This is a genomic window from Saprospira grandis str. Lewin, from assembly GCF_000250635.1.
GTDB lineage: Bacteria > Bacteroidota > Bacteroidia > Chitinophagales > Saprospiraceae > Saprospira > Saprospira grandis.
Window position 1 is genome coordinate 1,344,362 of the sequence record NC_016940.1, and the last position, 12,668, is coordinate 1,357,029.

General features: G+C 46.4%; 10 protein-coding genes. 5 read left to right on the forward strand and 5 right to left on the reverse strand.

What is annotated here, in order from left to right:
• Positions 1-348 precede the first annotated feature (348 nt).
• Positions 349-3,036 carry a T9SS type A sorting domain-containing protein gene (locus SGRA_RS05935; protein WP_015691703.1) on the reverse strand — a complete coding sequence of 896 codons (2,688 nt, stop codon included), beginning with the start codon at positions 3,034-3,036 and terminating at the stop codon, positions 349-351.
• A 198-nt stretch (positions 3,037-3,234) separates the two neighbouring features.
• Between SGRA_RS05935 and SGRA_RS05940 the strand changes: the two genes are divergently transcribed.
• The 3 genes from SGRA_RS05940 (at position 3,235) to SGRA_RS05950 (ending at position 5,101) form a co-directional block, all read left to right on the forward strand.
• A complete protein-coding gene (locus SGRA_RS05940) occupies positions 3,235-3,675 on the forward strand; it encodes a hypothetical protein (RefSeq protein WP_041329521.1) in 441 nt (146 codons plus the stop codon).
• 140 nt (positions 3,676-3,815) lie between these two features.
• On the forward strand, positions 3,816-4,799 hold the full coding sequence (locus tag SGRA_RS05945; RefSeq protein WP_041329858.1) for a sodium-dependent bicarbonate transport family permease: 984 nt from the start codon (positions 3,816-3,818) through the stop codon (positions 4,797-4,799).
• 2 nt (positions 4,800-4,801) lie between these two features.
• A complete protein-coding gene (locus tag SGRA_RS05950) occupies positions 4,802-5,101 on the forward strand; it encodes a P-II family nitrogen regulator (RefSeq protein ID WP_015691706.1) in 300 nt (99 codons plus the stop codon).
• A gap of 753 nt (positions 5,102-5,854) precedes the next feature.
• Here SGRA_RS05950 and ftsH read toward each other — a convergent pair.
• Positions 5,855-7,882: an ATP-dependent zinc metalloprotease FtsH gene (gene ftsH / locus SGRA_RS05965; protein ID WP_015691709.1), complete on the reverse strand. Its 2,028-nt coding sequence runs from the start codon at positions 7,880-7,882 to the stop codon at positions 5,855-5,857.
• Positions 7,883-8,002: 120 nt separating this feature from the next.
• A complete protein-coding gene (gene rsfS / locus SGRA_RS05970; RefSeq protein WP_015691710.1) occupies positions 8,003-8,395 on the reverse strand; it encodes a ribosome silencing factor in 393 nt (130 codons plus the stop codon).
• 92 nt (positions 8,396-8,487) lie between these two features.
• Here rsfS and SGRA_RS05975 point away from each other — a divergent pair, with 92 nt between their 5' ends.
• Positions 8,488-9,258 (forward strand): biotin--[acetyl-CoA-carboxylase] ligase, encoded by a 771-nt coding sequence (locus SGRA_RS05975; RefSeq protein ID WP_041329860.1) that lies wholly within the window; start codon positions 8,488-8,490, stop codon positions 9,256-9,258.
• Positions 9,259-9,365: 107 nt separating this feature from the next.
• Here SGRA_RS05975 and SGRA_RS05980 read toward each other — a convergent pair whose 3' ends face one another.
• Positions 9,366-9,791, reverse strand: a complete 426-nt coding sequence (locus SGRA_RS05980; protein WP_015691712.1) for a hypothetical protein — start codon at positions 9,789-9,791, stop codon at positions 9,366-9,368.
• A gap of 274 nt (positions 9,792-10,065) precedes the next feature.
• Here SGRA_RS05980 and uvrC point away from each other — a divergent pair, with 274 nt between their 5' ends.
• Positions 10,066-11,877: an excinuclease ABC subunit UvrC gene (uvrC, locus tag SGRA_RS05985; RefSeq protein ID WP_015691713.1), complete on the forward strand. Its 1,812-nt coding sequence runs from the start codon at positions 10,066-10,068 to the stop codon at positions 11,875-11,877.
• On the opposite strand, the gene SGRA_RS05990 is transcribed toward uvrC, so the two are convergent.
• Positions 11,856-12,356 carry a TrmH family RNA methyltransferase gene (locus SGRA_RS05990; protein ID WP_041329523.1) on the reverse strand — a complete coding sequence of 167 codons (501 nt, stop codon included), beginning with the start codon at positions 12,354-12,356 and terminating at the stop codon, positions 11,856-11,858. The genes uvrC and SGRA_RS05990 overlap by 22 nt on opposite strands.
• Positions 12,357-12,668 lie beyond the last annotated feature (312 nt).

The window sequence follows — 12,668 nt, forward strand, 5'->3', positions numbered from 1 at the left end:
GCGGCTTTGGAGGGTCTTTGGCCTGAAATGGAATATACTGAGGGCCAAATTTAAATTCAAGCAGAGAAGAAAGTGGCCAGCCGCCTACCGCCGGCCGGGTCAAATCAGCCCGCAGGGCTGTCTGAACAAAATGCCATTTTGCAGCGGCGAAGCCGCTGCAAGGGCCTAGCGCTGTGCAGGGGTGGCCGCAGGCCAGACCAAGGAGCGAAGCGACGCAGGGCCGAGCAGACCTGCGAGCCCCGCAACATAGCGCCGCAGCAAAGCTGCGGAGGCCCCAAAAGAAAAAAGTCTAGCCCTTAAAAGAGCTAGACCATTTTCAGCGCATCAAACGCAATGGGGATAATAAAATTAGTGCTGGATGACCAGTTTTTGGCTCTTAATGAGCTCTCCAGCCTTATTGCGGAGCAAAACCACATAATGGCCATTGGTCCAAGACTGAATATTAAGCTCTAGGCTTCCTTCTGTAGGCAATCCTTGACGCTGGAACAAAGGCTTACCTTCCAAATTGAGCACCTCCACTTGTAGGTCGCTCTCTGAGGCCGCAGCAAAACGCATTTGAAGCATGGTCGCCGCAGGGTTGGGGTTCACCAAAAGGTAATTGCCCGTAGTAAAGGTAAATCCACCACGGTCGGGCAAGGGAGTAGAACCGCCAGCATCACAATCCTGAATCAATTGGAAATTGCCCAAGCACTCCTGCTGACAGCCATTGGCATCAATTAGTTGGTAGGTGTACTGACCAGCCGCCAAGCCCGTAAACTGGCCACTATTGTTATTCACTACAGTTTGCGTAGTCAAATTGGCCAAGCTAATTTGGAAAGGAGCCGTTCCGCCACTGAGGCCCAACTGCAAGCTTCCGTCATTATTATCGCAGCCAGGCTCTTGGCTACTTACAATAGACAAGCTGATAGGGTCGGGCTCTACTACGGTTACTTGTGTTTGTTCGGTACAACCATTTTGGTCCACCACCTCTACGGTATAAGTACCTGCACAAAGCTGATCAATTTGATCTGTTGTGGCGCCATTGCTCCAGCTATAGCTATAGCCAGCACTACCCGTAGCCACTACAGTAGCAGTTCCATCGCAATCGCCAGCACAGCTTACCGTTGTTGCGGTAGAAGTAAGGCTAAAGCCAGGCGTGCCCATCAAGACAAAAGTGGTGTCATAAGAGCAACCATTGGCATCTGTAAGAGAAAGCTGGTACGTTCCTGCGGCCAATCCAGTAAGTGGGGCATTAACGGCAACCATTTGTCCGTTTGCCATTAGGGTATAAGGGGCCGTTCCACCATCTACATTTAGACTGATGCTTCCGTTATTTTGGCCACAGCTAGGCGCTCTAAGCCCTGTAAAGTAAAGGTCTAGAGGTTCTGGGCTCATAATTTCTACGGGCTCCACATAAGAACAGCCGTTGGCATCTAGCACCACCACTTGGTAATTGCCAGCTGCCAATTGGTCAAACTGTGGACTTGTAGAGAAATTGCCTCCAACAGAATAGATATAAGGAGCGGTTCCACCGCTAGCCATGATATGGATACTTCCGCCATTTCCGGCAGTCGCACAAAGTTGATTTTCTACATCAACTTGAGCATTTAGGGGTTGAACTTGGCCATCAATTTCAAAAGAGAGGCTAGAGCAATTGGGTTCACAACCATTTACATCCTCTACCCAAATGCCATATTGGCCAGCAGTAAGATTGACAAAAACGCCAGAATTATTTTGGAAAAGCTCTCCAGTGGTCCAGTTAATCACAGAATACTGATAAGGAGCGCTACCGCCTGTTGCGTTAATAATCGCTTGGCCGTCGTTGGTTGTACAGGCCAAATCTTGAGTAGCGTCTAGGCTCACATTTAGGCCAGCGCAGTTGCCACCACCGCCAGTAGTTCCGCCTACTACATTAATAGAATAGGTATAGGTATTTTGGCCCACCAAAGGACAGGCATCATCATGAACATTGAGGGTAAAGCTATGAAAACCTACATCAGCTGCTGTAGGCGTCCAGCAAAACAAGCCATTTTGGAAAGGAAAGCCAGAAGTGGTAAAGACCGCTGCGGGAATTGCTCCATTATAGCTGATAAAGGTATGTTGTCCAGAATCGGGATCATTAGAAAAGACCTCAAAGCAAAGTTGCTGACCAACGACAATTGTCGTATCAAAAACTTGGCTACCGTTCATTCCGGTCAATGTGGGGGCCTGATTTTGGCATTGCACTACGGTAAACTGAATATCACGGACAATCTCTCCGATTTTTTGGCCATTTCTAAACTCTTCTACCAAAACACAGAGTACGCCCACCTGCACCGTAGAAGGCACAAAACTAATCGCTCCAGTCGCAGGGTCAATGTTTACTCCATTTTGGGTAAGCAAAGGAGAGCTTGCTGAAATACCCTGAGCTGCATCATAAGTTACTGGTACATTAGCGGCATCATAGCAATTGGTTAGTGAATAGCGCAAAGAATCGCCATCCATATCCACTGCTCCATGATTATAAAAAACCGACTGTCCTACACAAGCAAAAGGCGTAGGATTATTCAAAAAGGTAGGCGAGTTATTACAATTGCTCAAGGCAGTATTCAACTCTGTTTCAATATACATCATATTGGAGCCAGGCATAGTGAGCGTTGTAATTGCATTATTGCGGCAACAAAGGCTCCAGCTAGCGGTCCAGTCGGTACAAGTTGTGGGTAGCGTAACTACTGTTTCATAAGTATATTTTTCAATTCCATAAATACCGCCGCCGCCATTACAGGCCGTGCCCACAATACCTGGACAAGAGGGCGTAATTTCTACTACTCCTGCCTGCATCAAGGTACTACTGATCGTTCCGCAATTGGGCGAGCTCAGTTCTAAGGTGTAGCTATTGGCGGCATTGATTCCATTACAATCTCTATAAAATTGTAGGCTAAACTTATATTGTCCATTACCTAAACAGACATAAGTCAAATCTGCCCCCATAGCATGCGTGGCCTTAGCTTCTTGGGAGGAAAAACCCAACAACAGAAGCAGAAAGAACAGGCCCGTTCTTAGCATAGATGTTTGCATAATAATTTGGTTTTAATGCGTTTGATGATCTGTTAAGATAACGGTTTGTTAAGATATTTGGCTGCTTTAGTGAAATATAATTCCTTATTTAAGACAGTAGTTATTCAATAAATTAACATTCGTTAAAGTCAGTGATTTCCTAGGAGATATTTTTAGAAGCCTCTACATTGTGTTGCTGATCACAGTACCCCTCCACTGATGAAAAACGTAAATAACATACAGCCCAAAAAGTCTGCATTCTCCTGCCTAGGACGAATGCTTTTGCTGTTGTTATTTCTCTTTAATGCTGGACTAGGATTTGCTGCCCAGCCTATTCAACAAGAAGACCATCAGTTGAGCTTTCATAAGAAGCCTAGCAGTGACTGGCAGCAACATTTATATGATTTCGATGGCGAGGAAAAAGACGCCAATGAAGAAGAAGTAAACAGCCAAGAAGCTGAAGAATTAAAACAGCTCCTGCTTTGGTCTAAAGACTTTCTTCCCTCCTTTTCTAGATGGTCTCCTCCCCTCCCATCTTTCCACTGTTTTTTCATTTCCAAGCCGCATCCTTCTGCTTGCCGCTTTCGGCCCAATACCGAGGCCCAAAAGCAGCAGAAGCTCTATTTGCGCTTGCACTCCCTTAAATTAGATTTGGCTTAAGTCCATCTGCGCTATTGCACAGATGAGCAATTCTATTGATGTACAGTAAGCTGTACATCCAATAACCTATTTCCTTTCTTTATTACTAAAGATTGGGCAGCCCCCTCCTTGTCCAATACTTAGACTTAAGCCTCCTAGTCATGAATTTTCTTTTCGATATGTCTATGGTGACAGGTAATATCCTCTCGCCTCCCGTTCTTTTCTTCTTTTTGGGCCTTATTGCTGTAGCCCTCAAATCTGATCTTGAAATTCCTCAACCACTGCCCAAGCTCTTTTCGCTCTATCTTTTGATGGATATTGGTCTACATGGTGGACATGAGCTTTATCATAGTGGTTTTTCTTGGGAGTTGGTCACGGTCCTTGGCGCCTGCTTTCTGATGGCCTCTATTGTCCCTATTTATAGCTTTTTTATTCTTAGAGCTCGCTTTGGAGCCGCCGATGCAGCCGCTATTGCGGCCACCTTTGGTTCTATTAGTGCCGTGACTTTTATTACTGGAATATCCTTCCTTGAAAGCCAGCAAGTAGCCTATAAAGGATATATGGTTGCGGGCATGGCGCTTATGGAGTCTCCTGCGATTATTATTGGAGTACTTCTCTATAATATCTATGGCCAAAAGGAACAAAACAGTAAAAAGAAAACTAATTGGGGGCATATTCTCCGAGATGCCTTTTTTAATGGCTCTATTATGCTCTTGGTTGGCGCCCTACTCATCGGTATCCTTTCTGGAGATAAGGGCTGGCACGACTTCCAACCCTTTGATAGCATCTTTAAAGGGATGCTTTGTTTCTACTTGCTCGACAATGGTATTGTGGCGGCTCGTCGCCTAAAAGCTTTGCGCGGAAACCTAGGTTTTTTGCTTTCTTTCAGTATCCTGATGCCTTTGTTTAATGCCGCTTTGGGGATTGGTATCGCCTACCTCATTGGCCTAAGCAAAGGAAATGCACTACTTTTCTGTCTCCTCACCGCTAGTGCTTCTTATATCGCCGTTCCTGCGGCTATGCGCTTGGCGATCCCCAAATCTAATCCTGCCTTTACGGTTCCTGTGGCCTTAGGTATTGTTTTCCCTTTCAACGTAATTATAGGCATTCCGCTCTACTATTATATCATCCAACAAATTCTCTAATTATGAATATCGTCAAATCTGTCAAAATAGAGGTCATTCTCGAAAGTATCCAGCTGGAGCGCTTTATCGAAATGCTAGAAGAGGCCGGTGCCCATGGCTATACCGTCTTCGGAAATATTTCGGGAAAGGGCCAAAATGGCATGCTCGACCATAATTGCCGAGCCAAAATTTTCTCTAATAGCTACCTTTTTACGGTCTGTTCTGAAGAAGTGGCCCAAAATATTTTGCCCCAAATTGCCCTCTTTTTAGAGGATTGTTCTGGGACCTGTTTAACCTCTGAGGTGAATCACCTGAAGGTGTAAAAGGGCGTTTTTATCCCTTTTCTTTTTTGTAGCTTGGGAGCAGCAGTTTACTGTTGCTCCCTTTTTTTATTCTCTTTTTTTTGGGGCCTCCGCAGCTTTGCTGCGGCGCTATGTTTCGGGGCTCGCAGGGCTGCTCGGCCCTGCAGCCGCCTTTGGCGGCTTGGGTCTGGCCTGCGGCCACCCCTGCACAGCGCTAGGCCCTTGCAGCGGCTTCGCCGCTGCAAAATGGCATTTTGTTTAGACAGCCCTACGGGCTGATTTGACCCGGCCGGCGGTAGGCGGCTGGCCACTTTCTTCTCTGCTTAAATTTAAATTTGGCCCTCAGTATATTACATTTCAGGCAAAAGGCCCTCCAAAGCCGCCTCCGCCTGGGGGCAGCTAGGGTTGGCCTTGGGGGCCAACCCTAGCTGCATGGCCTTCGGCCCTTCGGGCCTCAGCTTATACATCCTGCAGGCGGCAAAGCCGCCGCAAAGGCGCGCAGCGCCTCGGCTGAGGGGCTGTAGCAGGGCCGCCAAAGGCGGCAGACCAAAGCGGCGCAGCCGCTGCAGGGCCGAGCAGACCTGCGAGCTGCGCAATGGCCCGACCCGACCAATAATTCATGAGGGTTTTAACCCTCATTTTGTATAAGCTCGCAAAGCGATGCCGCTTTGCGCTGGGTTTCAACCCGGTGGAAGGGGCAGCCCCAAAACAAAAAAAAACACCTGGCCCCTAAAAAGAGACCAGATGTTATATATCATCTGAAAAAGAGAAAAACTACTCCTTTTCTTCTGCATCCTCCTCGCCCAATTCGGGCTTAGGATCTTGCAAAGTATCTACGCCATGGTTTTCGCTTACCGCCTCGCCATCCTCGCCGGGCAGCTCATCAAAAGGGCGTTTACCAATCAATTGCTCTACAGCATCCTTATTGAGGACCTCCTTATTGAGCAGTTCATTGGCCAACAACTCTAGCTCCTGGCGTTTTTCTCTCAACAAATTTTTGGCCCGTTCATATTGGGTGTCAATTAGCTTGCGAGTTTCTTGATCGATAAGATCTGCCGTAGCCTCAGAATAAGGCTTACTAAAGCCGCCGCCTTCATTCATCATGCCATAATAAGAGACATTACCCACACGCTCATTCATTCCATAAACCGTAATCATAGAGTAAGCCATACGGGTCACATGATCGAGATCTGATTGAGCCCCAGTAGAAATTTTGCCAAAGACAATTTCCTCTGCTGCACGGCCCCCCATCGTCATACACATACGGTCCAGCAACTGCTCTACGGTAGTAATGTGTTGTTCTTTGGGCAAATATTGGGCATAACCAAGAGCCGCAATACCGCGGGGAACAATAGTCACCTTGACCAAAGGCATGGCATTTTCTAAAAACCAGCCGCAAAGCGTATGTCCTGCTTCATGATAAGCAATCACTCGTTTTTCTTCTGGAGAAATCAGTTTGTTCTTTTTCTCCAAACCGCCAATCACTCGATCAATAGCGTCATTAAAATCATTCATTTCTACAAATTGCTTACCTCGGCGGGCCGCAATTAGGGCTGCTTCATTACAGACATTGGCAATTTCGGCACCAGCAAAACCAGGAGTTTGGGTGGCCAAATTCTTGGCATCCACATCTCCAGATATTTTGATATTTTTGAGGTGAACGGCAAAAATTTGCTCTCGTCCCACCAAATCAGGCTTATCGATAGAAATTTGGCGATCGAAACGGCCGGGGCGCAAAAGCGCTTGGTCCAAAATATCAGGACGGTTAGTGGCCGCCATCATAATCACGCCTTTTTCGGTGCTAAAGCCATCCATTTCTACCAACAACTGGTTGAGCGTATTCTCTCTTTCGTCATTGCCGCCCTGCATAGCGCCACGTCCACGAGCGCGACCGATAGCATCAATCTCATCAATAAAGATAATACAGGGAGCTTTTTCACGAGCTTGGCGGAAGAGGTCACGGACCCTAGAGGCCCCTACTCCAACAAACATCTCGACAAAATCGGAGCCAGAGATACTAAAGAAAGGCACGCCAGCCTCGCCAGCAACGGCTTTGGCCAAAAGCGTCTTACCGGTACCCGGAGGGCCTACCAAAAGCACCCCTTTAGGAATTTTACCGCCCAAGGAAGTATACTTTTTAGGCTTTTTCAGGAAGTCTACCACCTCCATCACTTCTTCCTTGGCCTCATCTAGGCCAGCAACATCTTTAAAGCTAGCATTTACCTTACCGTCCTTATCGAACAAAGTGGCTTTAGAGCGGCCAATATTGAAAATTTGAGAGCCGGGGCCGCCGCCACCACCACCTACACGGCGCATAATAAAGATCCAGATAATAATCAGGATGGCAAAAGGCAAAATCCAGCTCAGCAAGCCGCCGATATAATCGTAGCGGGTTTCATTTTTCTGGTTGATGCTAAAATCGGGATCATCCTGAGCAATCTTCTGCTCTAGATCATCTAATTTTTTGAGGAAATACTCCATATCGCCCACCGTATAGCTATAATTGGGGGCATCATTATTAAAAGAAGAGCGAGGCAACTTGCTATACTCCTCCTTTTTCAAGGCATCTTCCGTTAGATAAACCTCTGCTTGACTTTTATTGACGATGATAATTTTATCAACATCTTTTTGAGCGATAATCGTCTCTAACTCATTCCAACTTAGGTCCTTGGTTTTGGGGCTCACCCAAATCAAGTTCACACTAATGAGCAAGAGAGCAAGAAGGCCATAAATCCAATAATAATTGAACTTGGGGCCGTTGTTCTTATCTCCCTTTGGTTGGTTATTGGGATTGTTTTGCATAATAAAATATCAGAAAATGTATAATAATGGACCAATTGAAAAGATAGGCCCAAACTATGAGAAAGACAAGATTGCCTTTGTGTTGGTTTTTACTAAAGCCTAATCTAGATTGAATCTAGACTAAAGCGTTGGATACTCCTTACGGTCGGCATCACTCCAGAGGCCTTCTAAGTTGTAGAATTTTCTTTTTTCCTCATTAAAAACGTGAATCACCAGCGTAAAATAATCGAGTAGGCGCCAGTGGCCACCTTGCTTGCCTTCTGTATGATTGGGGCGTTCGCCCAGTTGTTCCCAGAGGGCTTTCTCTATATTTTTGGCAATACCGTTGATATGGGTAGAGGAAGTACCATGACAAATCAGGAAAATATTTGTGCTGGCCTCATCTACTCCAGAGAGATCTAAAGAGACAATATTTACCGCCTTGCGGTCTTGCATAGCTTCTACAGCGACGGCCAATAGGTCCTGCAATTGAGGCATTTTTTCTTCTTTTTGCGAAAGCTCTTGTTTATTCAAATCGACTTATATTAAATTGTGGCCCCATTAAAAGACCAAAGAGAATGAAAGGCCCTAAAGTTAGGGCTAAAAATCAAAAAAGCAGCTATGTTATGCCCAAGCAATCAGATAACAGTCTTTTTGTCGGAAAGGTTGCCATCCGTCATAAACGCCTAGATTCGACCAACCGCTATGCACTTGACTTCTTGTCAAAAAGTTTACCAACGGAAGGAACTGCCATTATTGCAGATGAACAATGGGCGGGCCGCGGCCAAAAAGGCAACAACTGGTTATCGGAAGCGGGACAGAATATAGCTCTAAGCCTTATTTTACGGCCAAAGTTCCTGCTGGTTAAAGAACAATTCCTATGGAACATGGCTATTTCCTTGGCCGTGCATGAGGTCCTGACAAATTGCCAGCTTCAACTGCCGCATTATATTAAGTGGCCCAATGATATTTATGTGGGCAACTTTAAGGTGGGGGGCATCCTCATAGAGAACCAGCTGCGGGGCAGCTACCTCGATTGGTCTGTGGTGGGCATAGGCTTAAATATATTTCAAAAAGATTTCTCTCCTAAATTGCCCAATCCCAGCTCATTAGCCCTACTGACAGAAAAAAAATTGAACATAGATTCAATTCTGTCACAACTATATGCGGCCATAGAACGTCTATACCTCAAACTGCGGCAAGGCCGCGGCCAAGAACTTTGGTCCTTATATGAAAGCAAACTTTGGCGCTATAAGGAATGGTCCAAATTTAAGTGGCAGGAAAAGGAGCATGAAGGCCGAATTTGGGGCGTAGCCCCCAATGGCCAACTTAAGATTATAGACCGAAAAGGACAGCTGCATTTATTCAACTTTAAGGAAGTTCAATATATACTATAATTCCTTTTTTTCGGGCATACTGTTTGATGTTAAGAATTTTACAATACTGACGATGTTGTAAGTTAGAGAATTCAAGGGACGAGCTTGGATTCTCTTTTTTTTTGGTCCTATTGCAATATAGGAGGCTCATCTTTGCCCTCCTCCTTTACTTCCTCTATATCTGAAAAAGGAATATCTAAGGGTTTATTTTCTTTTTTTGATGGCAACAAGCGGCTGCTGCCAAAATCCCAAAGGGTTTTTAGGTATAAAAAACCTAAAAATGGGCTAAAAGCGGCTAGGCCTAGTAAGCTTCCGCCTATTCCTAACCAAATATTTTTGGCATAGAGGCCTTTGATATAATTATACACTCTAAGCAGTAACTGCCGATTGATCAATAAGACCCCAACAGATAAGGCGGCAACAATCCACCAAACAAACTGCTTGAGGAAACCAATCACCACATAAATTAGCACCGAGACAACAATTAGGGCCAATAACAATTGTATAAAACGAGCCAAGGGGCTGCTCTTTTCTTTTTCTTCTAAGTTCAACATAGATCCGTATCTTTGGTCTGCTCTAAATATAGACACTTTTTAAAGGAGCTGCCTTATATTGGCCCCCTTTTTAGCCAGAGAAGGCGGCGCAGCCGCCGCAGAGGAGCGCAGCGACTGGCTGAGGGATGGATAGCAGTGGCCGTTAGGCCAGACCCAGCCGCCAAAGGCGGCGCAGGGCCGAGCGAACAGCGAGCTGCGACATAGCCCGACCCGACCGAAGGGAGGGGCAGCCCCAAAACAAAATGCTAAATAAGCCGCTAATTTTTAGTCTATTATGAATAAAGAGGATTATAAAAAGCTTTTGCCCAGTTTGCCTACAGATCCGGGTGTTTACCGATTTATTGGGGCCGATGAGGAGATTTTGTACATCGGGAAAGCCAAAAATCTCAAGAAGCGGATTGCCTCCTATTTTACGAGCCGCAAGGATATGCGCCGTAAGACGAAGCGGATGGTCATGGCTGCAAAAAAGCTGAATTATACGCTGGTAGAGACGGAGCAGGATGCCCTTTTGCTAGAGGCTACGCTGATCAAAAAGCATCAGCCGCGCTATAATGTGGCCCTAAAACACAGCCGGCCCTACCCTTATATTTGCATCAAAAAAGAGCGTTTTCCGAGGATTATGATTAGCCGAAAAGTGCTGCAGGATGGCTCTAAATACTATGGTCCTTATGTATCTAAAAAGCGGATGTACACGCTCTTAGAGCTAATTAAAGAATTGTTTCAACTGCGCAGTTGTGCCCTCAACTTATCGGAGGAAAGCATTGCGGCGGGCAAGCATAAAGTTTGCCTTGAGTACCATATCAAAAACTGCAAAGCGCCCTGTGTGGGTTTTGAATCGGAGGCCAATTATATGGACAAAATTGAGCAGGTCCAAAATATGCTAAAAGGCCAGTTGGGAGCGGTGCGCAAATACCTCAAATCGGAAATGGGGCGCTATGCCGAGGAGCTCAATTTTGAGCAGGCGCAGCGGACAAAAGTGCAATTGGCTTTGCTTGAAAACTATCAGGGAAAATCGACGGTGGTCAATGCCAATATCCGTGATTTGGATGTCTTTACCCTGGCCCAAGATGAAAAAGGCGAGATGGCTTATATTAACTACCTCAAGGTGGTAGAGGGGGCAATTATCAACACCTTTATGCTGGAGCTCAAGCAGAATTTAGATACCGAAGCGGAGGATTTGCTGCTTTTTGGGATTCGAGAACTGCGAGAGAAATTCCAAAGTATTGCGCCTGAAATTGTTGTCCCCTTCGAGATTCAGCTGCCTTGGTCCGAGATCCAACTGACGGTCCCCAAAATTGGCGATAAGAAAAAACTGCTGGAGCTTTCTGAGAAAAATGCCAAGTATTTCATCCTCCAAAAGCAAAAACAAGCCTTGGCCAAGGCCAACAAAATGGGCAAAGCCGAGCAGCTGTTGGAGATCATGAAAAAAGACCTACAAATTGATGATTTGCCCATTCATATTGAGTGTTTTGACAACTCCAATTTGCAGGGGAACCAGCCCGTTTCGGCCATGGTGGTTTTTAAAAATGGGCGACCTGCCAAAAAAGAATATCGGCATTATCATGTCAAAACGGTAGTGGGTCCAGATGATTTTGCCTCTATGGAAGAGGTCGTTTTTCGCCGATACAAGCGCCTTTTGGAAGAGAAAAAACCCCTCCCCCAACTAATTGTGATTGATGGAGGCAAGGGACAGCTTTCTGCGGCCGTCAAAAGCCTCAAAGCCCTAGGCATTTTTGAGCGTTTGGCCATTATTGGCATTGCCAAGCGGCTAGAAGAAATCTTCTTTCCCAATGATCCCGTACCGCTTTTGCTCTCTAAAAAATCGCCCACGCTCAAGGTCATTCAGCAAGCCAGAGACGAGGCCCACCGCTTCGCTATTAGCTTCCACAGAGATGTTCGTTCTAAGCAATTTTTGCAAAATGAGCTGCGGCAAATTCCGGGCGTTGGCGAAAAAACCCAGGAGAAACTGCTCCTGGCCCTTGGCTCTGTCAAAGAGGTCAAGAAGGCCAATTTAAGCCAATTAGAGGCCATTGTTGGAGCAAATTTGGCCAAAAAAATCCGTACTTACTTCGATGCCAAAAGCTGAGTGCTGGCCGTCTGCATCAAAATGCCAAAACTGACAGCTACGTTCAGACAAGAGGTTTGTCCATGCCCTTGAATATAAATTTTCTGGTCGATCAAGGGCGCAATGTCTTCGGGCAAACCCGTTTTTTCATTGCCTACAATTAGCAAATCTTGGGCTTCAAACTGGACCTCATGCAGCATTTTGGCGCTAGGATCTACCCAAGTGGCCATTTTTCGGCCTGGATAATTGGCCAGAAAATCGGCTACATCTAAAATGGGAATCACTTCAATGTGCTCAATAGCGCCAGCTGTCCACACCCTAGCCATTTTCTCCATTTCGGCTCTGGCAAATTTGCTTTTGCCTGGCGGTAGCAACAAATCATTTTGGTCGTAGATATAGATTTTCTTCAAGCCATAAAACTCTGCGGTCCGAATCATCGAGGATAAGTTCGGGCGATATTGAGGCGCATGTAATAAGGCGGCAAGTTGAGGTACTGACATATTTATTTTTGTTTTTTTGGGGCCTCCCGCCTTTGGCGGGCGCTACGTTTCGGGGCTCGCAGGTCTGCTCGGCCCTGCGGCCTGACGGCCTTGGTCTGCGGCTAAGCCGCCCCCCTACACATCGCTAGGCCATTTGGCCTGCGGCTAGGGCTACACATCGGTTACTCCCTTTGGTCATCGAACTGGCGCCCCTATAGGGGCTGGTTGTTGGGGCTCGCTGTTACTTGCTTCGCTGCGTCGGCTCCCCTTGGTCGGGTCGCTCGGCCCTGCGGCCTGACGGCCTTGGTCTGCGGCTAAGCCGCCCCCCTGCAC